Source organism: Lactobacillus sp. wkB8 (assembly GCF_000761135.1).
Lineage (GTDB): Bacteria > Bacillota > Bacilli > Lactobacillales > Lactobacillaceae > Lactobacillus > Lactobacillus helsingborgensis.
This window is the reverse complement of record NZ_CP009531.1, coordinates 1,847,224-1,870,519: the sequence shown is the minus strand read 5'-3', so window position 1 is coordinate 1,870,519 and position 23,296 is coordinate 1,847,224. Positions and strand designations below refer to the sequence as shown.

General features: G+C 34.9%; 21 protein-coding genes and 1 riboswitch. Of the genes, 9 read left to right on the top strand and 12 right to left on the bottom strand.

Going from position 1 to position 23,296, the window contains the following annotated elements:
• Positions 1-12: 12 nt before the first annotated feature.
• On the bottom strand, positions 13-309 hold the full coding sequence (locus LACWKB8_RS08665; RefSeq protein WP_038524710.1) for a PTS sugar transporter subunit IIB: 297 nt from the start codon (positions 307-309) through the stop codon (positions 13-15).
• On the bottom strand, positions 302-2,254 hold the full coding sequence (locus LACWKB8_RS08660; RefSeq protein WP_038524707.1) for a BglG family transcription antiterminator: 1,953 nt from the start codon (positions 2,252-2,254) through the stop codon (positions 302-304). Before LACWKB8_RS08660 ends, LACWKB8_RS08665 begins: the two co-directional genes overlap by 8 nt.
• A 442-nt stretch (positions 2,255-2,696) precedes the next feature.
• Here LACWKB8_RS08660 and LACWKB8_RS08655 point away from each other — a divergent pair, with 442 nt between their 5' ends.
• The gene (locus tag LACWKB8_RS08655; RefSeq protein WP_038524704.1) at positions 2,697-3,587 is read left to right on the top strand and encodes a DUF3737 family protein; all 891 of its coding nucleotides are present in this window, start codon (positions 2,697-2,699) and stop codon (positions 3,585-3,587) included.
• A gap of 5 nt (positions 3,588-3,592) precedes the next feature.
• Positions 3,593-4,759: a MalY/PatB family protein gene (locus LACWKB8_RS08650; RefSeq protein WP_038524702.1), complete on the top strand. Its 1,167-nt coding sequence runs from the start codon at positions 3,593-3,595 to the stop codon at positions 4,757-4,759.
• A 284-nt stretch (positions 4,760-5,043) separates the two neighbouring features.
• On the opposite strand, the gene LACWKB8_RS08645 is transcribed toward LACWKB8_RS08650, so the two are convergent.
• From LACWKB8_RS08645 to LACWKB8_RS08620, 5 genes are all read right to left on the bottom strand, one after another.
• The gene (locus LACWKB8_RS08645; protein ID WP_038524699.1) at positions 5,044-5,529 is read right to left on the bottom strand and encodes a hypothetical protein; all 486 of its coding nucleotides are present in this window, start codon (positions 5,527-5,529) and stop codon (positions 5,044-5,046) included.
• Complete coding sequence (locus tag LACWKB8_RS08640; RefSeq protein ID WP_034978475.1) at positions 5,522-6,340, bottom strand: DUF3100 domain-containing protein; 819 nt, start codon at positions 6,338-6,340, stop codon at positions 5,522-5,524. The genes LACWKB8_RS08645 and LACWKB8_RS08640 overlap by 8 nt, the downstream gene beginning before the upstream one ends.
• Entirely contained in the window at positions 6,341-7,606 is a 1,266-nt protein-coding gene (locus LACWKB8_RS08635) for a M20/M25/M40 family metallo-hydrolase (protein WP_038524695.1), read from the bottom strand. It lies immediately after the preceding gene.
• Positions 7,607-9,155: 1,549 nt separating this feature from the next.
• A complete protein-coding gene (locus LACWKB8_RS08625) occupies positions 9,156-9,800 on the bottom strand; it encodes an NAD(P)H-binding protein (protein WP_038524689.1) in 645 nt (214 codons plus the stop codon).
• Positions 9,801-10,030: 230 nt separating this feature from the next.
• Positions 10,031-10,396: a DUF805 domain-containing protein gene (locus LACWKB8_RS08620; protein WP_038524686.1), complete on the bottom strand. Its 366-nt coding sequence runs from the start codon at positions 10,394-10,396 to the stop codon at positions 10,031-10,033.
• Between the two features lie 159 nt (positions 10,397-10,555).
• Here LACWKB8_RS08620 and LACWKB8_RS08615 point away from each other — a divergent pair, with 159 nt between their 5' ends.
• The 7 genes from LACWKB8_RS08615 to LACWKB8_RS08585 all read left to right on the top strand — a co-directional run bounded on the left by LACWKB8_RS08615 (position 10,556) and on the right by LACWKB8_RS08585 (position 17,104).
• Positions 10,556-11,443, top strand: a complete 888-nt coding sequence (locus LACWKB8_RS08615) for an SDR family oxidoreductase (RefSeq protein WP_038524683.1) — start codon at positions 10,556-10,558, stop codon at positions 11,441-11,443.
• Positions 11,444-11,590: 147 nt separating this feature from the next.
• Positions 11,591-12,088, top strand: a complete 498-nt coding sequence (locus LACWKB8_RS08610) for a GNAT family N-acetyltransferase (protein WP_207204684.1) — start codon at positions 11,591-11,593, stop codon at positions 12,086-12,088.
• Between the two features lie 28 nt (positions 12,089-12,116).
• Positions 12,117-12,509, top strand: a complete 393-nt coding sequence (locus tag LACWKB8_RS08605) for a cytidine deaminase (protein ID WP_038524681.1) — start codon at positions 12,117-12,119, stop codon at positions 12,507-12,509.
• Positions 12,509-12,952: an ASCH domain-containing protein gene (locus LACWKB8_RS08600; RefSeq protein ID WP_038524679.1), complete on the top strand. Its 444-nt coding sequence runs from the start codon at positions 12,509-12,511 to the stop codon at positions 12,950-12,952. Before LACWKB8_RS08605 ends, LACWKB8_RS08600 begins: the two co-directional genes overlap by 1 nt.
• 274 nt (positions 12,953-13,226) lie before the next feature.
• Positions 13,227-14,792 carry an ATP-binding cassette domain-containing protein gene (locus LACWKB8_RS08595; RefSeq protein ID WP_038524676.1) on the top strand — a complete coding sequence of 522 codons (1,566 nt, stop codon included), beginning with the start codon at positions 13,227-13,229 and terminating at the stop codon, positions 14,790-14,792.
• Between the two features lie 173 nt (positions 14,793-14,965).
• Positions 14,966-15,694 (top strand): gamma-glutamyl-gamma-aminobutyrate hydrolase family protein, encoded by a 729-nt coding sequence (locus LACWKB8_RS08590; RefSeq protein ID WP_038524673.1) that lies wholly within the window; start codon positions 14,966-14,968, stop codon positions 15,692-15,694.
• 9 nt (positions 15,695-15,703) lie between these two features.
• Positions 15,704-17,104 (top strand): APC family permease, encoded by a 1,401-nt coding sequence (locus LACWKB8_RS08585; protein WP_038524670.1) that lies wholly within the window; start codon positions 15,704-15,706, stop codon positions 17,102-17,104.
• Positions 17,105-17,186: 82 nt separating this feature from the next.
• Here the strand turns inward: LACWKB8_RS08585 and LACWKB8_RS08580 are convergent, their stop codons facing one another.
• The 5 genes from LACWKB8_RS08580 to LACWKB8_RS08560 form a co-directional block, all read right to left on the bottom strand.
• On the bottom strand, positions 17,187-18,365 hold the full coding sequence (locus LACWKB8_RS08580) for an MFS transporter (protein ID WP_038524667.1): 1,179 nt from the start codon (positions 18,363-18,365) through the stop codon (positions 17,187-17,189).
• Positions 18,366-18,439: 74 nt separating this feature from the next.
• Positions 18,440-19,318: an AraC family transcriptional regulator gene (locus LACWKB8_RS08575; protein ID WP_038524665.1), complete on the bottom strand. Its 879-nt coding sequence runs from the start codon at positions 19,316-19,318 to the stop codon at positions 18,440-18,442.
• A gap of 72 nt (positions 19,319-19,390) precedes the next feature.
• A complete protein-coding gene (locus tag LACWKB8_RS08570; RefSeq protein WP_038524662.1) occupies positions 19,391-20,287 on the bottom strand; it encodes an alpha/beta hydrolase in 897 nt (298 codons plus the stop codon).
• 149 nt (positions 20,288-20,436) lie between these two features.
• A complete protein-coding gene (dapF, locus tag LACWKB8_RS08565; protein WP_038524658.1) occupies positions 20,437-21,423 on the bottom strand; it encodes a diaminopimelate epimerase in 987 nt (328 codons plus the stop codon).
• A 20-nt stretch (positions 21,424-21,443) separates the two neighbouring features.
• Entirely contained in the window at positions 21,444-22,796 is a 1,353-nt protein-coding gene (locus LACWKB8_RS08560) for an aspartate kinase (RefSeq protein ID WP_038525085.1), read from the bottom strand.
• A 281-nt stretch (positions 22,797-23,077) separates the two neighbouring features.
• Positions 23,078-23,256, top strand: a riboswitch (Lysine riboswitch).
• The last annotated feature ends 40 nt before the right edge of the window (positions 23,257-23,296 follow it).

Here is a 23,296-nt window from a genome sequence, read left to right as displayed (position 1 = left end):
TCACTCTCCTTTTTAAGATGCAGGATTTTGTTGATCGAGAAAATTTTGCAACTTCGTTTTTATTTCATTCTTGTCCATTATGTCTTTTATCCCAATAATATTTCTGACGTCATCTTTAACATCAGGTACTAAATCCTCCATCGTTACCAATAGGTCAGGATCAAGCCCCTTTGCTGCGTCGATTACGTCATGAGAGACTTCGAAGGGAAATTTGTTCTCTCGCACAACCTGATTAATTTTAATTTTGAGCATCATTGAGGATCCCATTCCTGTTCGACAAGCTACCAAAATAGAATATTTTTTACTCATTTTCGCTATACCTCGATTCAAACTTCTTTATTAATGTATAGACATTAGCAGGCCTAGTTTCTTTAACTAGGCTTTTTAAAAAGTTTTGATCACTAATAAAATTTACTAACTCAGACATTGCTTTTAAATGTGACTTATTATCAACTGCGCACAGAGCAAAGATGAACTGAACGGGATCATTGCTTTTATTGCCAAATTTAATTGGCGTCTTTAAAGTAGTAACCGTTATCCCAATTTTTTTAGCACCTAATTCGGGACGGGCATGTGGCAATGCCACACCTTTACTAATAACGATATACGGTCCTGATTCTTCTGTGGTTTTGATCATACCGTTAACGTAGTTCTCAGTCGCATAACCATTTTTTACTAATGGATCCGCACTCTTTCTAATTGCATCTTTCCAATTTACAGCTTCAATATTGAGCCTAATTAACGATTCATTAGTAACTTCACTTAACATCTTTTCACTTCCCTGAAAATGATAATTTCGCTTAATACTGTCTTCTATTCTTTTTTTATCTTGATTGGTTAATAATGCCCCTACGACAACTACTGGAATTTCAAACGTATTATTGAGTGGAATCGTTGAAATAATTAATTCAATGGGAGCGTATTTGTGAATTTGCTGTTGAACATTGCTGCTGGCAGCATCAGCAACAACAATGATATTGTTAAAGTAACTTTGAATTTTAACCTTTATCAGTTGTGCAGTAGCTACGCCAGTTGTACAAACAACAAGAGCCCTAATATATTGACGATTTTGTTCTAAATAACGAGCAAAATAAATCGTAATAAATCCACTTTCGTCTGCAGAAATGGGAGGCAACCCCAATTCTTTAGTTAATTTATCCGAAGTATGTTCAATCACTTTAAACAATTTTAAGTACACACGTTTTATTTCGGGCAGCAGTGCATTATTCAAACTTATTTTGTTATATAAGCGATTTATCATTGGTCGAATATGATTTGCTAGGTCATCTTTAAAATCATTATTAATTGTTCCTAGATTTAACTTGGCAACCACATTAGAGATATAAAAATTAGTCACTTTTTGGACGAGATTAGACTGAAAAGCAGAATTTTCAATTTTATCCATTACATCTAGACGTGAAGAAATTAAATATTGTAATAAAAAATAAATTTCATTAGGTTCTAAAGCCATGTCCAAGTAATTTTCAATATGCTTAATTACTTCTGCCGCTATGGAGTATAGTTGCTTATTCTCTTTAATAATCATTTGATCATAGCTGTTTAATTTGGTTAAGACACTTTTGGCCACTGCATGTGTTTGGTATCTGGTAATCAAAATATAAATGTGAGAAATAATGTTTACGTTGTATGGATAAGTAATTTCACTGTCTAGTTTTTCATTAATAAAATTTAGTTGCTTAATGCAGAACTGCAGCGAATAGAAATTTAAGCCGCCTTTTTTGGATAAAGAAGTATTGGAGAAGTTTTGCTTAATCAATATATCCTGTAACGCATGACGAATATTGGTTTCACTTCCAGTTATTTTTAATTGATGATTTTTTCTTACTAAATTTAGAGAATATGATGCTAATTGGGATCTAATTGATTTCAAGTCTTCATTGATATTGGTTTCGCTTAAATAATATTGGCTGAATAATGAAGATAATTTTAGTGATCTGGGTGCAATCATCAACAATTTAGTCAAAGTAGCCTGTTGACGATCTTTTGCCGTAAAAGTGTTGGAATCTTGTTGATAATTCATTTCCTTTAAGTAGTTATCGTAGTTTATTTTGAACCCCCTTCCTTTTTTACTGTTAATCAATTCGCCTGAGGGGGTCAGAGAATTAAGATGTTTAATTGTGCGGTAAACGGTTTTGGTTGACATCAAAAACTGGTTTGCAATTTCTTTGGCCGTCACAAAAGAATTGCTGTTTAATAAAAAATTGATAATGTTGTCTTCATTGTCTGTTAGCATTTGCTTACTACCCCCTAGAACTGATTATAATTTTGAACTTGCGAAAGCCCTTCCAAGAATATGTCCGTTGTACTAGACATTTTTAAGAATAACCCTACTGGCTTTTTCTGCTTAGAGTTAAAAGGGTGCCAATCCCATAAAAGGCATATTTAAAAAGCAAAAGTGAATACATTGAAGTGCAAAAAAAGGGTGTCCGTGAACACCCCCATTTGTAAGTAATATTTTTTATATAAACTTTTTTAATCACTTTGAAGAAAAGTATTTTAAAATTATTGATGAATACTAGAATTGGTATAACTATTTGTAATTAAAAGACCTAATAAAATAGTATTTTAAGTTGCAGTCAATTCAGTGGATAATTGATAGAAAAAGAAGCTTTAATTCTAATAGTTGGCCGCTATTAGCAAAAAACAGTGTTTGGTTTAAAAGAAAAGAGATCAGAATGAAAATTATCAAAGATCATTTTTTTGAAGGCGAAAGAATTCTTTTTGGACTAAAAGATTCGCAGCTGGTAGGGATTACTTTTGGCGAAGGTGAATCGCCACTTAAGGAAGCCAGTAAAATCAATATCAAAGACTCTGTTTTTAAATGGAAATATCCATTATGGTACGACAATGACGTTACTGTAGAGAGTACTGTTTTTGAAACTATGGCTCGTAGCGGTATTTGGTACACCAAAAACATTGCTATCAAAAATTCGGCTCTGCAGGCACCGAAATTATTTAGAAGGGCAGAAAAGATAAACTTGGATCATGTTCACTTTGCTAACGCTGCAGAAACAATGTGGAGCTGTAAAGATATTAGAATTACGAACAGTCAAGTTAATGGTGATTATTTTGGTAAAGATAGCCAGAATATCTACCTTGATCATGTTAGCGTGGTTGGTAATTACGTCTTTGATGGCGCTAAAAATGTTGAAGTCCATCATTCTACTTTTATTTCTAAAGATGCCTTTTGGAATTGTGAAAATGTTACTGTGTATGATTCGCTAATAGATGGTGAATATTTGGCCTGGAACGGGCAAAATATTAAGTTTATCAACTGTAAAATTGAAAGTAATCAGGGACTTAATTATATTGATCATCTGGAACTAAAAAATACCAGTTTAATTCACACCGATTTAGCGTTTGAATATGTTTCTAATATTGATGCTACTGTTTTAACTAAAATTGACAGTGTAAAAAATCCAATTTCCGGTAAGATTTCTGCTCCAGCAATTGGCAAGTTAATTTTAGATCCGCAAAAAATTACCCCCGCTAAAACTGAAATTATCTGTGCTAAAATTGACAAGAAAGTTAATAGTTCAGATCAAAATCAGAAAGCGAAGGATTAAAGATAATGGCTAAATATGATTTTGTTAATGCACCAGATAGAAGCGGCACGGACTCAGTCAAATGGCATGTTAAAAAAGGCGAATTGCCAATGTCAATCGCTGATATGGATTTTAAAACAGCCCCGGAAATAATTACGGCAATGAAAGAAAAGGTTAATTTAGGTGTTTTTGGTTACGAATGGCCTGAAGACGATTATTTTAAAGCCGTGGCTGATTGGTTTGAAAAGGAACATGGTCATCGCCCGCAGCAAGAATGGGAGATTTTCACCACAGGTGTGGTACCAGCAATTTCTGCAATTGTGCGGCGAATTTCGCATATTGGAGACAATGTTTTAGTGCAAGCGCCGGTTTATAATGTCTTTTACAATTCAATTGAGAATAATGGTCGGCATGTTTTGTCCAATGACTTGCAATTTAATGGTTCAAATTATACAGTCGACTGGGAAGATCTTGAACAAAAATTGGCTCTGCCGTTAACAACACTCATGATTTTTTGCAATCCGCATAATCCTATTGGCAAGGTATGGACTCAAGAAGAAGTTCAAAGGATTGCTGATTTGTGTTATCAACATCATGTGGTACTTTTGTCTGATGAAATTCATGGTGACCTGGTGCGACAGGGTCCAAGTTATACTCCAAGCTTTTCGGTTAATGGTTCTGCACGTAACAATGTCATTTCGTTAGTTTCACCAAGTAAAACTTTTAACGTTGCTGCTTTACATGCAGCGACTGCGATTGTGCCAAATAGTAATTTGCGCGCTATGGTTAATCGTGGTCTTAATAGTGATGAAGTGGCTGAACCAAATTTGCTCGCCATTCCAGGAACAATTGCTGCTTATGAACGTGGTCATGACTGGCTGCAAGCATTGATTAAACAGTTAAATGTTAATTTTGCTTATGCTCAAGAATTTATCAGTAAAAATCTACCGCAAGTTAAAGTGGTTGCAGGAAATGCAACATACTTAATTTGGCTTGATGTGGAACGGATTAGTACAGATTCGCAAGGATTAGCAGAGTTTTTAGAAAAGGAAACAGGTCTAGTTTTATCTCCGGGAAGTATTTATCGCGGCAATGGTAATAAATTCTTGCGGATGAACCTTGCCTGTCCGTTAGCAACAGTTAAAGATGGCTTAGAACGGTTAAGAGTAGGACTGACAAAATATTCTGCTTAAGCACATTAAAAAGCGACTAGGGTAAATTATCCTAGTCGCTTTTTATTGCCTAAAAAATTATATTGTTTCATGTGAAAATGGAATAGTAATGAGGCAAATAGTTAGAGTAGAAGATTATATGGTATTTCCCGGGAAATAATAACGTATAGGCTGATACGTGAATTAAAGCTATTAAAAGCAATTATTTTTTTGGCAATAAACTTATCCTATTTATAAGATGATATACAAAAAAGCCGCTTAAACTAATTAAAGTTAGCGCGACTTTTAACTCTTTAAAACTACTTTTAATGAAGATTGAGAGCAATTTGTGAGATTAAGGTATCCATAAAGTACATACCAAAGAAAACAAAAATTGCTACTATTAAAATCTTCCAAGATATTTTAGTCAGTTCTTTCAAACGGTGGGTAACTGATATTCCAGCAAATGCTAGAACAGAGGTTGTTAGTGAAAGAAAGTCTACAGCATTAATAACACGAACACAGTAGGGACTAAGCAAACAAAAAATTAGAGAAACAATTGAAACCCAGCCTAGAATAGGGAAGCCCTGAATGATTTTCCAAGGTACTTTTTTCATCAGCATACTAATAACTATGCCTAGTAGTGAAAAAAGCCATAACATACCTAAACCAATGAATGTGTCAATAGTAATTGGTGTGCTTTTGGGATTTCTAATTAATTTAACCCATTGAACAAATAATACTAAGCTGATACTGAGTAGAAGAATGACAGCATCTTTAAATAATTCATATAAATTGTTTTCTTTAGTCATGATCTGGATAAACTTCTTTCTTTTTGTCTAGCAGGCTGGTAATGTGTGTGTACATGAATCTTTGCAGAGGCACTGCCAGGAAGTACATGATATAAGTACCAATAAAACTAGTTAGTAACTGACTGGCCGCGGCAAAGGACAAAATAGTGTCACTGTGTTTTGGTACCAAAGCTGCTAAAGACGATGAAGCTGCAGTCATCATTGAACTAGAACCAACACCGGCACTCATTGCGACAGCTTTATAGTTAAAGCCCATGCCTAGAAGAAGTGGAGCAAGGATTGAAAAGATAATTGAACCAAAAATGGTACCAATTAAATAAATTCCGAGTACGCCACGACCCTCAGGGGAATTTAGCGTGTATTTTTCACTAATATATGCTAGTTCACCTTCACGGCCTAAGCCTAAGGTTGAACCTATAGCTTCTTCTCTTAAGCCAAGTAATAGTGCCACAGGTAAACCGAAGATAATCGTGCCTAAATTACCTAATTCGTGGACTAGAAAAACCCAACCAACAGAAATAATTTCGTTGATTTTAGGAGCCACATTCGCTCCATAACGTGCCATTAAAGGTAACATGATAAGAATCATGTATTTACCGGCAAATTTTACCCGTTTATCATTGTAAAGTTTTTTAATAGGCTTTGCCGGGATTAAATAAACTAAAATAGCAATAATTACCGCAAACACTAGAGGTAAGATAGAGATTTCAATTTTGCCGATTTTAAATACTTGGGTACTAATCATTTCAGAAACTGTATCTATTAACAACACTAAAATGATTAGCGGGCCGTATGCTTTTAAATATTTCATTTATTTTGCCATCTTTTCTAATTCAGTTAAATATTCTTCTTTTGTTTTCTTATAGGTTTTTACCTGATCTAAGTTATTTGAAATCTTAAGAATACTGTTAAAGACAAATTCAGGAAAAATTGCTAGAACAAACTCAGGATCAACTAGGGTAAAGTCATCACCATGAATAGTTCCGTTCCAACCACCATAACCGATTTGGATGGTTGGTATTAAAAAACTGACATCCCCAATATCACCCGCCGCCATTGTGTAGCCCCGATTTTCGATTAAACCGGTAATTTTTTCATCTGAAGAGAAGACATCTTTCACAATAGCACTCATACTTTTACTGGAGATCAAAGGTAGGTAGCCAACTTGCCTTTCAGACTCAACTGAGCCACCAAGTGCTGACGCACAGCCTTCTGCTGCCAGTTTAAAACGGTTCATTAATTTTTGAGCATTGTCTATGTCGAAAAATCTTAAATCTGTCCCCATTTTGATGTGATCAGGAATTACGTTAATTGATTCATGATTTTCACCAACAATTACGGGATTAAATCTTATACGATTGGGATCCTTAATTTGCTGACGCTGCAGAGCTAAAGCGGTATTAAATAATGTTGCTATGCTTTGAGCATTAATACCTGCATCTGGAGCGAAAGCCGCATGACTGGCCTTGCCATAAAAATCAAAATATTCAAAATTAAAGCCCGCGAGATCACAATTAATTTCGATAGTTCGTTCATCAAAATCTTCGCCTATCGCATGAACTGAAACACAATAGTCAATATCGCCAAAAATGCCGAGTTTAATAGCCTCTTGTTTGCCACCAAAGTAATCTATTTTTCCTGCTTCTTTTTGCTGTTTTCTCCAAGCAAGATCAACAAATTCTTCGGATGGAGTGAAAATAAATGCTAGATTAGCACCAAAATCTTTAAGTCGGTGATTGGCAATTATTTCATTCATAATTGCTAGTGCGGTAGTGACTTGTGTGTAATGGCCACAGGCTTGAGCGGCACCAGTATTCGTATCTGCAAATTTGTGATTAGGCTGATAGAGTGAATCCATTTCAGCAATAATTCCAATGGTTTTTTGGCTACCATTAGTTAACGTTACTTTTAAACCTGTATTGAGATAATGTTCGACTTTTAACTCGGGACTAATTTTGTTAATTTCAGCTTCAATCTTGCTAGATGTTTTAAATTCTTTATAACCAAGTTCTGGATTATGAAGTAAAAAATCAGCAATTTCAGTTAGTTTAGCGTAATATTTTTGAAAACTTGACATTAGATCCTCACTTTTTGCTTTCTTATTATCGAATGTGACAATAATAAGAATAAAATAAAATTAAGAACTATGCAAGAACAAGAAGATTGGGTTATATTATTAAAGTTCGTATTTTATATTTTTTCTATCAAAATATGTTACGAGAAGGCAGGTAGCAATGTTTAAACGAAAAGATGAAGCAACTACAAAATGATGTGATCTCCAAATTTAAGATAAACTTGAGGGTATTTTTATTGTTAAATAAGATAAAATTGAAATCTATCAGCTTTAGCATGATTATTAAATTGGTTCTGGTGAATTAGGTCCGCGTTAACAGGTTGGGTTACCTAATATTAATTACCCGCTAGTCTTGATTGCACGTCATTGTTTGGCTTTTTAAAATTTTGGCAATAGATAGCTGAATTTATTGAATACGCAATGAACTGTATTTTTTTATTTTGAAAAAGTAAAAAAGTAGATCAATGAAATCACAAAAAAGCAGATAAATCACAATTTGATGATTTATCTGCACCCGAAATTATAGTTTAATTATTGTTTTTAGAATAGAAATAGTCGAGAGGTTTATCTGCACTCGTAATTATAGTTTAGTTATTATTTTTAGAACAGAAATAGTCAAGGGCTTTATCCGTAAAAGTAAAAAATATAAAATATATTGCAAGACTAATCAAAAACATCAGAAGATTTCTGCCACTAGACCAAAATGGCCAACAGTTTGGGAAAAACTTTTCAGTCAAAATGCTGCTTATCATTATGGAGAAAAAGTATGCAAAAAACTGATAAAGTTTAAAGTGTTTGGGCTTACTTCTAGATCTTTTTTGACTTGCCGTTAATTTTTGTTTATTTGTTTCCATAATAACACTCTATTTTTTAAAAGATAAAAGTAGCAATTGGACTTAAAGCTAAATTAGCCATTCCTGGAATTGCTAGTTTTTGAGTTTTAAATTTAATCATCCCTTTGCTGTTAAATTTTTAGTACCGGTACATTTTTTAATTATATGAAAATTTTAATCATAAACAAGTGATTAATTTCATACAAATATCATTTATTCTGTGACAATTGTATCATTATTTTGTATACATTTAAAAAATTGTATATTATAAGTATTGCTGAAGCTGCTACTACATCAAGCTAATATCCAATTTGAAACAAATAATTCAATTACTTTCATAATGAAAGCTGTTACTAAACTAACTAGTATCATTCAACTAATTTTTTTAATAGATACTGGTAAAAGTTTGGTTTGTAAATGCAGTTAGACCAAGTATTAGTCAGCTACTTGTTTGCTGGCAAGGTAAAAATATATCAGTTAAAGAATTACGGATTATACAGATTTTTATCGCTGGATTAATGCATGATAGTCAATTCTTGTTTCATGTGAAACTTAATCGTAATTTGTATGCTTTCACGGTATCTTGCTTAATACCCAGTTCGCGTGATGAAGGTCTGACTGGTAACCGCTATTTTTGATTAGAGTATTAGTATAGGATATTCTCTTAATTCGTTTTGCTTAGTTTAATAAATGCCCTAGCTTTCATTTTTACTAGATCACTAGTAAACTGGCCGCTCTTTTCCCTGAGTATCTGGATCGGCAATACCAATACTATCTTTATCATATAATTCAGGATTGCGCACGATTTTTAAAATTACATCTGCAATGCTTTTGCGTGAACCTGAAACACCAATATAAGGTTCATTATGAGTAGTAATAGAATATTTGATTTCATTACGATCATTGAGCCAAGGTAAACGTAAGGTAGTATAATCCAAGCCAGATTTTGCTAAAAGTTTATCAGAGTTAATGGCTGCCTGTAGTCCCGGCAAAACAAATTGGTGATTCCATCGACCAAATTCTCCACCTACTTCATTATATATTCCAAGAATATTGGCAAAAATTACACGTGAAACTCGGTTGGCTTTCATTGTTTCAATTACGTTTTTAGTAATGATATTATCCTTAGTATGATCTACAACGTCCACAAAAACTATCTCTTGTTTATATATAGCTTTATTGACATCTTGGTTGTTAGTTAAATCTACTTCCATTATTCGGGCTTTTGGTCCCAATGAAGCTAAACGATGTGAATTTCGCAAACCCAAAGTTAAATTAATATTTTGGAAATTATCTTCAGAAAGTATGCGGTTTTCAACAATTCGAGCTATTTGGCCATTAGCCGCTAAAATTAAGAAATTCATAATTACACCCCTTTTTGTAATTAATGTTCAGTATAGTGGATTCGAGCAACTCTAAGTCAAATTTTTTATAATTGTTACTTAGTTAGTTGAATGTGAAATGTAAAAGTAAAAAGCCTTATCCTATCTTGGTGAAATTGCTAGCGAAAATATTGGCTATGAAAGAAAAAGTGCAATAATTGCACTAAAAGTACATTATTGCACGTGATTTATATTAGAAAAGGAATTACATTTTAATCGTAATTATTTGCCTTGGATGGTAACAGCATTAAAATGACAAACCAAATGTCGCCAATGATTGGAATTATCATAATCAGAATCCACCAAGCAGTGTGATTGCTATCATGCAAACGGCGAAAACGCAAAGATAGCATTGCAATCCAGACAACGAAGGAAATAATGAGAGAACTAGTCTTGATACTCCAGTCGCCCCAAGTATAAATATCATTGATTGAATGGCCTAAAAGGCTCTCAACTAAATGTATTAAGATAAAAGCCAGAACCCAATTAATAATTACCGGCCACCAGTATTCTGAACGACTAGCGGTACCAGAAAAATTAAAGATATTCTGCCAGAATTTTTTGTATAATTTAAACATTAAGTATTTCCTCCTATTACACCTAATAAATTCATAATATAGCATCGCATTTAATTGGGCAAAGATAATGGCTTTTTGTTAATTAATAAGCAATATTTTTGTTTTATTATTATAAAAGCGGTATCTTGAAATTGAATTTATTGAAGGGAGAAAGTAGAAATGGACAATAATTTATCAGACCCGTTAAAACGTTATCATCATGATGATTTTCCTAAGCAATCACAGGAATATCCAGGCGTGCAAAGTAAAATGGATCCTACGCCTAGTGGCGACATGGCTGACTATGAAGGACACGGCTTGTTAAAAGATCGCCATGCACTTGTCACAGGTGGTGATTCTGGTATTGGTCGTGCTGTCGCAATTGGCTTTGCCAAAGAAGGAGCCGATGTAGCAATTCAATATCTACCGGCAGAAGAATCCGATGCTAAAGATACAGCTGAACTCATTAAAAAGGCTGGACGTAAGGCAGTTTTGCTGCCAGCTGATTTCCGTAAACGCGGCGAAGCAGAAAAAGTTGTTGAAAAAGCTGTCAAGGAATTCGGCAGCTTAGAATTACTGGTCATGAACGCAGCTATCCAACAAAATGCTGATGGTTTAGAGAATTTGTCAATGGATCAAGTTCACGATACCTTTGAAGTTAACATCATCTCCATGTTTGAAATGGCTAAAGCGGCTGTGCCGCATATGAAACCGGGCAGTGTAATTTTGACCTCGACTTCTTTAGAAGGATTTAGTCCATCACCAATATTGCTTGATTATGCCGCAACTAAAGCGGCAATCGTCAGCTTCTCTATTAATTTAGCTCAAAGTCTTGCTCCAAAGGGTATTAGGGTTAATAGTGTTGCTCCTGGCCCAGTTTGGACACCTTTACAAGTTTGCGGCGGTCAACCAACTGAGGCTCTTGCTACTTTCGGTCAAGAAGTACTTTTGAAACGTGCAGGACAACCAGATGAAATAGCTCATGTTTATATTTTCTTAGCTTCAAACTTGGCAAGTTATGTCACAGGTCAAGTCTATGGTGCTACAGGTGGACCAGCTATTAATTAAAGGGTAACAAATAAAATTTAGTTTCCGTTTTTACTTAGTGTAATAAGTAAAAACGGATTTTTTGTCGTAAATTTGCTTTTTGAATGGGGTTTCCGTATATTAAATAATTAATTAGTCTTTAATATTTAAAAGAATAGAGGTGAGGAAATGAATAAAAGTATTTTTCAAAAAATAGCAATGCTGTCGCAAAAAAATGCCCTGATTATTGCGGATAAATGGCATTACAACGGACAATACGCTTTTTATGATATGAAAAATGATCAAGAAGATTATGATGAAATAATTTCTCCCCAATTGCGTAAAAATAATTACTTTCAGGTTTTGGATGAAGATGACAATTTAGTCGCTTTCTTTTGTCTTGACCCAGATAAGGAGAAAAAAGAACAAGTTGAAGTTGGCTTGGGATTGGCTCCAAATTTAACTGGTCGTGGTTTAGGCAGCGAATTTATGACGGTTATCGAAAATTATGTTAAAAATAACTATGATTATCAAGTAATTGTTTTAGCGGTAGCTGAATTCACCTGCGTGCAATTAAAGTCTACCAAAAGGCCGGTTATGTCAACACAGGGACAGAAATGGTTCATTCAAATGGCGGCATCTATAAATTCAATATTATGTCAAAGAAAATTTGAACGTAATCTATAGACAATTTATAAAAAATGAGGGGAAAAAGATGGATGAAAAATGGCAAAAAATGTATGAAGCAGCTAAGAAAGTACAAGGATTCACCGCGATTGGTCCCCATATGGAAGCTGGTGGTGTCGCTGCTGCAGTCATGACAGAGTCAGGAAATATTTATACGGGAGTTTGTGTTGATACAGCTTGCGGATTAGGTGTTTGCGCAGAACGAAATGCTCTTTTTAATATGATTACTAATGGTGAAACAAGGATTAGCAGAGTTTTAGCACTAATGGCAGATGGTAAAAATGGTGGGCCGTGTGGAGCTTGTCGCGAATTTATTGTTCAATTAATGGAAAAAGATTATCGCCATGTTGAAGTAATGCTGGATTATGAAAGTGGGAAGGTTGCTACAATGGGTGAACTGACTCCAGAATGGTGGTTATAATGGACGAAAAAGTAAAACAATTCTGGTATAACTTTTGTCTTAAACACAATTTGGCTATTGATACTAAAGTTGATGCCTGGGCTTTTGGTTCTAGTAAAGAAGATGCAGATGAATTGGCTGAACTAGTTGACAAGGGAATCAAAACTGCAACAACTTCGGAATATGTACCTGGCTATGAAGATATTTCAAATATTGGCGATTGGAACATAATTCTTGATGGTCAGGGTGACCCTGTCTGTGTAGTTCAAGATAAAGTTGTAGAAATTATCCCTTATAATCAAATTTCTGCAGAACATGCTTATCATGAAGGTGAAGGTGACCGTAGCTATCAGTACTGGCGCAAAATTCATGATCAATTCTTTGAAGAAGAATTTAAAGCCAATGGTCAAAAATTTTATCCGCAGGCACCAATGGTATGTGAGATTTTTGAAAAAGTTGATTAATTGGGACGTTGCAAAATGAAAAAAATATGATATAGTTAAAATAATTTAGAAAAAGAGGTTATTGCCAAAATGGAGAATTAATTTCTGGTTTTATTAGTAAGCAAAAAAGTTTGATAACCAATGCTTTTATCATGCATTTTTGCCGATAATCAGAAATTAGTATTGTTCTCTATTAAGGTGGCGCTTTAATTTCACCGCTTTTTGTGCACTGCTAATCAAATTATGGGCAATTTGGTTATCAGTGCTTTTTATTTAGCAAAAAGCAGGTGCTAGTATGGAATATATTAGAATAACTAATCTCAACGTTGAAAATCGTGACGAATCTTTATTTTATGCCCCACATTTGAATATTCAGGACAATCAAATAATTGGCTTAATAGGCGATAACGGTGTAGGTAAGACCACATTGATTAATATTATTGCCCAAGTGTCTACAATTTTCAGAGTAACGGGACAAATTCAGCGCCACTGCCGCATTGTTTTGGTGCCACAACTTTTAAATAATGATGAGCAAAGTGGTGGGGAAAAAGAAAAAGAAGTCATTACTCAGGCAATAATTAAGTTGGGTCAAGCCAGAAATTTTTTGCTAATTCTGGATGAACCTACTTCTAATTTAGATATTGAGCAGCAAAGATGGCTAATTAAAACCCTAAGCACTTTAAGCCAGCCAATTTTGATAATTAGTCATGATCAGTCTTTTTTACAGAAACTTGTTAATGTTATTTGGCACATTAAAGATCATCAAGTTCATGAATTTAAGGGTTCATATAGTGAATATTGTCGATTTCTCACAGCTGAAGAAAAAAGAAAAAACATAGAATACCATGAAAAACTAACTAAAATTAAAAAACTAAAGAAAGATCAAAGAGACGCTGAAATAAAGTCTCAAAAGGCTACCAAGAAAAAGAAAGATATGTCTTGGTCGGATTGGAAAATAAAAGACAGCGGCAAGATAGAGAAAAGGCTTAGCCGAATTAGTACTCAATTAAAAAAACGTATAACTAGCGAAGAAGCTTTACTGGGAAAACCACAAGTCCATCATACAATTACATTAAGTAACGTTAAGACCACAAACTTAGATCTATCACAAAAAAGTAGTTTAGTTAGATTAGGCATTCAAGACGTTGTCTTACACGGAAATAATTTGTTCAGTATAACAAAAGAATTGCAGATAAAGGGAGGAGAAAAAATTGCATTAACTGGCAAAAATGGTGTCGGAAAATCAGTTTTTTTAGCAAAATTATTTCATCAAAAACTTAACGCTTGGTTTAATCCGCAATTAAAAATCGGTTATGTTAAACAGAATATTGCTCAAGAAGCTGCGGAAAGGGAGACAGTGATAGAAACAATTTCTAAAATCAGTGTTTTTGATAAAACAACTACTATGCAACTTTTAGGTGATTTACATTTAAGAAGATTTCTGAATAACCAAGTCTGTGATTTAAGTGGAGGCCAGCTAGTTTGTTATAAATTGGCAAAGGTGCTATTAGGTGAACATAACTTACTGATACTTGATGAACCAGATAATTTTTTAGATATTTCAGCTATTAATGCTCTTGAGACATTTCTGAAAAATTATCCGTTTGCTATTATTCTGGTATCTCATGATCAGAACTTGCTGAAAAATTTGAATTTTGCAATCTGGGAAATAAAAAATCATAACTTAATTACGGCTAGTGATTTTTCCAGTCATAAGAATACCAATATTGATAATCGGATTAATTTACTTCAATTTAAATTAGATAAACTAATTACCGACCCCAATGCTTCATTTAAAGAGATAGAAAATATTTCCCGGGAAATAAATAATCTCAAACATAAAATCTCTAAAGAGAACTAAGTTTTATTAATTGGGACAACAGTAGCAAAAATTATGGATGGCTTGTTTTACTTTAAGTATTTTACTGTAAAGCAAATTAAGGGGTCAATATTAAAAACAAAAGGCACACATAAATCGCTCATAACTATTATAATATTAATAAATAATAATATAAGCTTAAATAAGGAGGAAAAATGACTAAACCAATTATTGGTATTGCGGGATCGGAAATGATTGATTCTGGTGGAATGTTTCCCGGTTATCGGCGTAGTTATGTGAATGAAGACTATGTGGATTCTGTTGTTAAAAACGGCGGCGTTCCCTTTATTATCCCTTTTACTGCTGATGATGAAGTTATAAAAAGCCAAATGGCTCATGTTCAAGGACTGATTTTATCTGGTGGTCATGATGTTGATCCCCATTTATATGGTGAGGAATTAATGCCTAAAATTGGTCCAATTTGGCCCGAGCGGGATCATTTTGACATGCTTTTATTAAAAATTGCAGAAGAAACTAATAAACCAGTTTTGGGAGTTTGCCGAGGAGCGCAAATTATTAATGTGGCGCACGGCGGCAGTCTTTACCAAGATGTTAGCTATCGCACTCAGCAGACATTAAAGCATGAGCAGGGGCATACACCAGATTTACCTACGCATAAAATAACTATCAAAGAAAATAGTTTATTAGCTAAAACATTGGGTGTAACCGAATGTATGGTTAATACTTTTCACCATCAGTTAATTAAGAAGGTTGCTCCTGATTTACTTGAAGTTGCAGATGCCAGTGATGGTGTGCCGGAAGGACTTGAAAATAAGCAAGGTAATGTTTTGGCAGTGCAATGGCATCCAGAAATGCTGCATAATAATCCCAATACAGCAAATATGAATAATTTATTCAAATTTGTGATTGAAAGAGCAAAGTAGGGAGTAATAATGGATCAGAGTAAAAATACAGGAGATAAACTAGGTTTTTGGTCAATTGTTTTTTTGGCAATCAACTCAATTATTGGTTCCGGTATCTTTTTAACGCCGGGTAGTGTGGTTAGTCAAGCAGGTAGTAAGGCACTAATTGTTTATTTCATTGCTGCACTTTTTGCTTCAGTTTTAGCCATTTCATTTTCTGCAGCGGCTAAATATGTCACTAAATCTGGGGCTTCTTATGCTTATTCTAAGGCTGCCTTTGGCAATAATATGGGTTTTTACGTCGGCATTTTGCGCTATTTTTCCGCTAGTGTTGCTTGGGGTGTGATGGCTGTCGGTGTTATCAAATCAACTATTTCTATTTTCGGCGGCAATCCGGATAATTTTTTAAATGTTACTATCGGCTTCTTAGTACTAATGCTGCTCGTTACAGTAATTAATTTATTCGGGCAAAAATTTGTGAAATTTGTGATGAATATGGCAACAGTAGGGAAATTAGCAGCCTTAATTTTGATTATTGTAGCTGGCGTTTTTTTATTAATTACAACGGGAGCTACACACAGCCTATCATCTGTTGATCAAATTACACAAAACGGCCACAAAATCGTACCCGCGTTAACTACTACAGGCTTTGTGATGGCTGTTGTTTCTGCCTTTTATGCGTTTACGGGCTTTGAATCAGTTGCTTCCGGTTCTGAAGACATGCAGGAACCAGAAAAAAATTTACCTAAGGCCATCCCGTTAGCCATTCTAGTTATTGCCGCAATTTATATTGGAGTAGTAGCCGTGGCAATGGTTTTAGATCCCAAGTCCCTCATGACAACTAAACAAGTGGTAGCTATTAGTGCAATTTTTAAAAATGAAGTCTTGCGGGATGTAATTTTAGTTGGTGCGCTTATTTCTATGTTGGGAATAAATGTCGCTTCTAGCTTTAATGCACCGCGCATTCTGGAAGCAATGGCGCGTGAGCACCAGCTACCGGCATCTTTAACAAAAAGAACTAAAAATAATTTTCCCATTAAGACATTTTTTATCTCTGAAGCTCTGGCAGTCTTAGTACCCTTATCATTTCAATTTAATATGACAAACTTGATTACTCTGAGTGCCATGGTCAGATTTTTAGGGTTCATTATTGTTCCTTTAGCAGTAATTTGCTTTTATTATGGTAAAAATAAGCAGCCAATTTTACCAGCCCCTAAAAATGTTGTAACTGACATCTTTGTACCAATATTGTCGATTGTCTTAGTAATCTTTTTGCTGGTTAAATATAATTGGCAGGCGCAATTCGGCATTATTGAGAATGGTCAAGTCGTTGGTGTAAACTGGTATGCAATCATTATGATGATTTTCGGCTTCGTCATTTTGCCGTTATTCATGTTTTGGTTCTCCAGAAAAGAAAGAAATGAGCAATAATAATTTGCAACAATAAATTATGCAATTAAAAAAGAGTTGAACGTGCAAGAGCGCGTCAACTCTTTTTTAATCTAGCTATTTCTTAGTGCTTTTTGACTTTAAAGTAATGAATTAAGCTATAGCAAAATAGAATAGCCATACCAGCTCCAGACATTGTCATATCGGCACGAGGTGAACCATTGCCTAAATTGCTGCCTAACCAGTCTATAATCGTCGGTGAAGCGGCACAACCTACATTTACAAGCACTAAAGTAATCGTTGTAGCAAAGTTGACTGAATTTTGCGGTGCTGCTTCATCTAGCCAATTAAAAATATACGGTACGGATAGACCAAACCCAGTGCCTAAAACAATAACAGCAATCACCAATACTGGCAGGTTAGAAGCATAAGCAAGAGCCAATAGACCAACAACTTGTAGTAATAAGCCAATTGGTAAGATCAAATCTTGCAGTTTCTTTTTTAAATAGCCATAGCACATACCAACAGGAATACCAACAAGAGTTGCCACACTCGAAACAAAAGCAATTTGGCTCACATTAGCAATTTTTTGTGTAGTAGCCAGTTGCGGCAACTTAAAAGTCATTGGCATAAAGAAGACGTACATAAAGAACATGATTAAAGAGATCTCCACTACGCTGCCGTTAATCTTATTTTCTTCTTTAGCTGCCGGGGCTCCAGTATTTGTTTCACTACTTTTTTCGTCAGGCAATGATACTACTAAACCAAACAATAGTATGATTGGTAATGATACTAGGTAGATTGCAAAAGTTGCATGCCAACCCCTAACGGCTAAGAGACCAACACAAAATGAAAATACGGCAGCACCAACACTACCCATCGAGTTTTGAAAGCCAAGCATAGTTGATAATTCATCGCCTTGATAGAATTTGGACAAAAGGCTAACTGCTAAAGAATTAAATAGCCCAATCCCGGCTCCTAAAAGAAAACGGGAAATTAAAATTGGTGTATAGCTTGTGCCATATATTGGGTAAGTACCTGCCAGCAGGGCAACTGCTAGCCCAGCCATAACTGTTGGCTTGGTGCCGATTAGTTTAATTAAAAATGGACTTATAATAAGACCAACAACAATGCCAATATTAGGAATTGTACTTAATGTTTCGACAGCTGCCCTTGAAACTTGTGGAAATGATGAGTACATCAATGGCAATACTGAAGAAATTTGTGGCGCTATCATTAGCAATAGCGATATTGATAATAAAGCGCATTTGAATAACCCAGATTTAGGATTAATTTTTTTCATATTAACTTGCCTCTTTTTTACTGAATATTAGTTTAGTAATATATTACTCTTTTTTTGCATATAAAATAGCGCTTTCAGTAGCTTGAATATGGCGCTGAGGAACTTTTTCTGATTTGCATACTAGTTTGTCCGTAATAATCAACCATTGCCCTGTTTAATGAGCGAATGCCACTAAAACCATTATTCATTGCAATTGCTGTAAGAGTATTGGCAGTGTGACGCAAGTCCTGATAGGCTTTTTGCGCCCGAAAATTCTTGAGATATTTTCCGATAGTAGTTCCCATATTTTGGTGAAAAACTCTTTGCAGATATTGCCGTGATAAATGACAACTGTTCGCAATATCTTGTGGCGTGATCGGTTCTTGATAGTGGTCTTGAATATAATCTAACGCATTACGCAAATGTCCTGTAATAATTAAGTTACGTGATATTTGGCACTTGTTATCACGTGGCTTTAAAAAGTATTTGAGCAATATCTTTAAAACCTTATAGCTAAGAATAGTTAAATCAAGATTTTTAAAAGTTGCAGCAGGTGCTAATTTTGTTGCAATAATTTTACTTAGTAAAGTTTGCAGATGATGATATTGCGTTGCTTGTTCTACGCTTAATTCTTCAACCGGCTTTACTTCAAACTGATAATGATCCATTTCAGGAAACATTTGTAATACTAAAGAATAAGGAAAAAGCAGGGTTAAAGCCAAATCATTTTTAGTGCTGTTAAGATTGCGCACGCTGTGGACAACTTGGGTATTAATAATTAAAATTTCGCCTGGTTGGGTTTGATAATCTACACCGCCGATGATAAAATGGTCAATTTTTCCCTTTAATGTAAAGCTCAGTTCAATACTTTGATGCCAGTGGGGAGGTACTTCTGAGGAGCCCGGGTATTGATGAACCTTAATAAAAACAGGCAGTTCATCTAGCTGCACCAACTCATGCTTGTCACTTGCCATGATGTTTTCTCCTTTACTAAAAATGGTCGAACTAAAAAAGCTACTAGTTCAACCAGTTTTGGTAATTATTATTTAATTGAGGTATTTACGGAAGAAGTCCAGCTCATCTTCGTTACATTGCTTTGCCAACTCATCTTTTTGGTTAATGTGGAAAACATGTCCGCGAGGATTATTACTGTCCCCATAAAAATGTAGTTCGTGATAAATATTTTTGGCATGTAAGTATCCGGAAAGCATGTAGGCATTATCACGCAAAAAGTCATCGGTAGAGGTCATGATAAATAAAGGCGGCAATGCAGAAGTTAGAAATTGTTCTACATTTAGTTCTTCGTGTTTATTCATGCGAATTTCGGGTCTGAAATAAGCCTCGGGTGCGCCGGCAAAGGAATTAATTTCCGTTAAGAAGTAAGCGCCACAGTTTAAAGCTGCTGCTTTAATGGTCAAGTTGGGAACAGAATAGCCAAAATATTTACGGTATTCATTGTTAGTGTAAACTGCTAAAATTTGTTCACCCATTTGACCGCCTGCACTGTCACCAACTATAAAGACATTGTTTAAGTCAAACTGATATTTAGCCGCATTTTCTTTTTTGGCTACCCAATGAAATACACGGTTAACATCATCTAATTCGCCCGGATAAACAACGGTTGGTGCCAAACGATAATTGGCGTTGACGACTGCAAAGCCTGCTTTAGCTAGAGCTAAACAATAAAATTGGTAAGTTTCCTTAGTGCCATATACCCAGCCACCACCATGGATATTGATAATAACTGGCAGTTTAGCATCAGTTCTTTTTTGGGGTAAATACACATCAAGAATCTGATATTGTTGATCTTGACCGTAAGTCACATTATCAAATCTTTCTACTTCAGGTATTTGTGTTGGTAAATCAGCATCGCGCTGGTCATCACCTTTTTTAAATTCTTTTCGCATTTCCTGAACTAATTTTAAATAATCTGGTTCTGCCATTTTACAGCACTCCTTTTTGTGAAATCGCTTTAACAAATATATTTTACTTCACTATTATGAAAAAGAAAGGCTATAAAGTCACTTCAAAATGGCTATTAAGCAGCTCAAATTTTTATTTTAGTACAATACTTTATTACCAAAATTACCTTTTACTTATTATGTGTTGCCATAAATTTTTGGTAAGCTTTATTTTCTGTAGTTGATGTAATCTTAAAGTTACTAAAGTACGGCTGTTTTTCGTGTAATTCACTTTCTGTAACATCAATATAGTGCGTAATTGTCGCATTACCTATTAATTCTATCCAATAGCTATGTGCAGTCCGATGCACTTTAGTTTGAACAAATCCTCCGGGATTGGAGATAGTTAGTAACTGCCCAAAAAGGTGTTCCTGCGGATAAGTTAATGCGTAAACCAGACTTGCAGCTGACATGCCAGTGCCACAAGCATTGGTAAAACCCACACCCCGTTCGAAAGTGCGTACAAAAAGATGATGCGCATTCAAAACTTGAGCAAAACTAACGTTTACGCCATCTGGAAAATAAGGGTTTTTCTGATTTAACCTTGTTCCCAGTTTTTCTAATAAGTTACTTTGTAAAATGTTATTTGGCACTAAGCTAATCAAATGTGGGTTGGGAACAGCAACTGCTGAAAATTTTAAATTAGGTGCAAATTCGGGAACCTTTTGATTAATTAACTCAGTAGCGACTAAATTGGTAAACGGGAGATCACTTGCCTGAAAACTGACAGGGCTGATTTCAACACTGACTGCCTTAACGTCTTGAGCCCAATCCGGCTTGCAGCTGACACGCAAATCACTCTGCATAGTCTCAACTTTAAATGTTTCTTTATGATATTTTTGTGCTAAATAGCGGCCGACTGTCCTTAGGCCGTTACCGCACATTGAAGCAAAAGAGCCGTCAGCATTGATAACCTGCATTTTACCTAAAACTTGGGGATGGTGTGACTTGCTGACTACAAGCAAACCGTCCGCGCCATTTAATAAACCTGTGTCGCGTCTGGTTATTTGCTGTGCCAAGTTGACTAGTTCTTCTTTAGTTAATGGTGCCTTTAATTGGGTTTGATCGAGCAGAAAAAATTGGTTTTGCGAACCATGAACTTTTTGTAGTTGTACCATAAAGTTTCTCCTTTAAATATTTACTTAAAAAATTGTTGATAAATTTCTTTAACTGCCGCTGCTGCGTCAGCTCTTTTAGTGCCCAGCATGATAGAAATACGTGAGGCACCCTGATTAATCATGTGGATTGCAACGTGTTTCTGCGCCAGCGGCATTGTAATATTCTTCATTACGCCAATCTTGTTGCGCATTCCTTCTCCTACTACCATGATGATGGCATAATCATCAAACCATTCTAGTTGGTCAGGTTGCAGTGCTTGTTGAATTTCAAAACACATTTGCTGGCGGATTTGCTCATTAAATTGTCTTTTGTCAAAAATAACAGTCAGATCATCAATTCCTGATGGCATGTGTTCGTATGAAATATTAAATTTATAGAAAATTTGTAATAATTTAAGTGTAAATCCAACCTCTTTATTTAGTAAATATTTATGTAAATATAATGCAGCAAAATGACTAGAACTTGCGACCCCAGTAATTATGCTTTGGGGATGAAAATTATGCTCGGGAACAATCATTGTTCCTGGTAAATCAGGGTGGTTAGTATTTTTGACATTTATGGGTACTTGACCTTCAATTGCAGGAATGATCGCTTCATCATGGAAAACCGAAAAGCCAGCGTATGACAGCTCCCGCAATTCGCGATATGTCATAACTTTAATTGCGTGGGGGTGAGTAATAATTCTGGGATCAGCGGCATATATAGCATCGACGTCGGTAAAGTTCTCATATAAATCTGCTTTAATCCCCCGTGCCCAAATTGCGCCAGTGATATCTGATCCGCCACGGGAAAAAGTAGCAATTAAGCCGTCTTTGGTAATACCGTAAAAGCCGGGAACAACCAACACGTTATCTCTGTTAGACCACTTTTCTAAATTTTTGTAAGTTTCTGGCATCACTTGGGTGTCATTAGCGTTGTCAGTAACCATAAAGCCCGCTTCTTGGGGGTCAAGGAAGTAAGCTGGTAAATGATAACTTTGCAAAACTAAAGTCAAAAGTTGTGCGTTAAGTTTTTCACCGTGAGCTTTAAAGCTAGCCATTAAATAGTCTTGATTAGGGTAATCAGCTTTTGGCAAAGCAATTAGTTCTTGCAGTAAAGGTTGTAATAATTGTTCAGATATTTGAAAGTAAGCAGCAATATCATGATACCTAGACCAAATTGTTTTTACAGTTGCACTGCAATCCTCTTTATTAATTGTTTTATGTGCAAACTCGATTAATAAATCTGTTACTTTAATGTCATTTGCAAATCTTTTTCCTGGAGCAGAAGCTACAATTACTTTACGAGTCTGATCAGCTTTAATAATATTTACTACTTTTTCAAATTGCTCCCCGTCTGCAAGGGAACTACCACCAAATTTAACGACTTTCATGTTAATACCTTTCACAATTAAATTTAATTTTAAGTAATTAGTATTGCATTTTATCATTAAAATTTTAATCTTCAATCAAAAATAAAAAGAGAACTTTTGAAAATGAGCCATTTTGATTAACTATTTTTAAGCTGTAAAAAGCCAAAAAACATTGCTACTAGAAGTTTTTCTGCTTGTAGTTAAAATGACATTTTTTTAAAATCATTGTCTTTATTTTAAAAACAAAAAATAATTCTGACTGAAAATGGTTGACAATGATATTAATTAATAATAATATTTTAATAAATCGAAGAGGTTGCAACCAACAAAAGTAGCTGGTGGAGTTTCTGCAAAGGCTGAGAAACTAGTGAAAGGGGCGGTTGCCGAAGCATTAATTATTGCGGTAATTAATTAGCTGGGACGTAATCTAACAGGTTACGGACTGTCGCAATTTTATATTCGCGGAGCGCTATCGACAAAATTGATACCAGATAATAACTTGAAGGACTCTTTTGTTAGGC

What these genes read in the sequence shown, in the direction of transcription:
- LACWKB8_RS08665 (WP_038524710.1), bottom strand. Translation starts at nt 309, where the DNA reads ATGAGTAAAAAATATTCTATTTTGGTAGCTTGTCGAACAGGAATGGGA.
- LACWKB8_RS08660 (WP_038524707.1), bottom strand. Translation starts at nt 2,254, where the DNA reads ATGCTAACAGACAATGAAGACAACATTATCAATTTTTTATTAAACAGC.
- LACWKB8_RS08655 (WP_038524704.1), top strand. Translation starts at nt 2,697, where the DNA reads ATGAAAATTATCAAAGATCATTTTTTTGAAGGCGAAAGAATTCTTTTT.
- LACWKB8_RS08650 (WP_038524702.1), top strand. Translation starts at nt 3,593, where the DNA reads ATGGCTAAATATGATTTTGTTAATGCACCAGATAGAAGCGGCACGGAC.
- LACWKB8_RS08645 (WP_038524699.1), bottom strand. Translation starts at nt 5,529, where the DNA reads ATGACTAAAGAAAACAATTTATATGAATTATTTAAAGATGCTGTCATT.
- LACWKB8_RS08640 (WP_034978475.1), bottom strand. Translation starts at nt 6,340, where the DNA reads ATGAAATATTTAAAAGCATACGGCCCGCTAATCATTTTAGTGTTGTTA.
- LACWKB8_RS08635 (WP_038524695.1), bottom strand. Translation starts at nt 7,606, where the DNA reads ATGTCAAGTTTTCAAAAATATTACGCTAAACTAACTGAAATTGCTGAT.
- LACWKB8_RS08625 (WP_038524689.1), bottom strand. Translation starts at nt 9,800, where the DNA reads ATGAATTTCTTAATTTTAGCGGCTAATGGCCAAATAGCTCGAATTGTT.
- LACWKB8_RS08620 (WP_038524686.1), bottom strand. Translation starts at nt 10,396, where the DNA reads ATGTTTAAATTATACAAAAAATTCTGGCAGAATATCTTTAATTTTTCT.
- LACWKB8_RS08615 (WP_038524683.1), top strand. Translation starts at nt 10,556, where the DNA reads ATGGACAATAATTTATCAGACCCGTTAAAACGTTATCATCATGATGAT.
- LACWKB8_RS08610 (WP_207204684.1), top strand. Translation starts at nt 11,591, where the DNA reads ATGAATAAAAGTATTTTTCAAAAAATAGCAATGCTGTCGCAAAAAAAT.
- LACWKB8_RS08605 (WP_038524681.1), top strand. Translation starts at nt 12,117, where the DNA reads ATGGATGAAAAATGGCAAAAAATGTATGAAGCAGCTAAGAAAGTACAA.
- LACWKB8_RS08600 (WP_038524679.1), top strand. Translation starts at nt 12,509, where the DNA reads ATGGACGAAAAAGTAAAACAATTCTGGTATAACTTTTGTCTTAAACAC.
- LACWKB8_RS08595 (WP_038524676.1), top strand. Translation starts at nt 13,227, where the DNA reads ATGGAATATATTAGAATAACTAATCTCAACGTTGAAAATCGTGACGAA.
- LACWKB8_RS08590 (WP_038524673.1), top strand. Translation starts at nt 14,966, where the DNA reads ATGACTAAACCAATTATTGGTATTGCGGGATCGGAAATGATTGATTCT.
- LACWKB8_RS08585 (WP_038524670.1), top strand. Translation starts at nt 15,704, where the DNA reads ATGGATCAGAGTAAAAATACAGGAGATAAACTAGGTTTTTGGTCAATT.
- LACWKB8_RS08580 (WP_038524667.1), bottom strand. Translation starts at nt 18,365, where the DNA reads ATGAAAAAAATTAATCCTAAATCTGGGTTATTCAAATGCGCTTTATTA.
- LACWKB8_RS08575 (WP_038524665.1), bottom strand. Translation starts at nt 19,318, where the DNA reads ATGGCAAGTGACAAGCATGAGTTGGTGCAGCTAGATGAACTGCCTGTT.
- LACWKB8_RS08570 (WP_038524662.1), bottom strand. Translation starts at nt 20,287, where the DNA reads ATGGCAGAACCAGATTATTTAAAATTAGTTCAGGAAATGCGAAAAGAA.
- dapF (WP_038524658.1), bottom strand. Translation starts at nt 21,423, where the DNA reads ATGGTACAACTACAAAAAGTTCATGGTTCGCAAAACCAATTTTTTCTG.
- LACWKB8_RS08560 (WP_038525085.1), bottom strand. Translation starts at nt 22,796, where the DNA reads ATGAAAGTCGTTAAATTTGGTGGTAGTTCCCTTGCAGACGGGGAGCAA.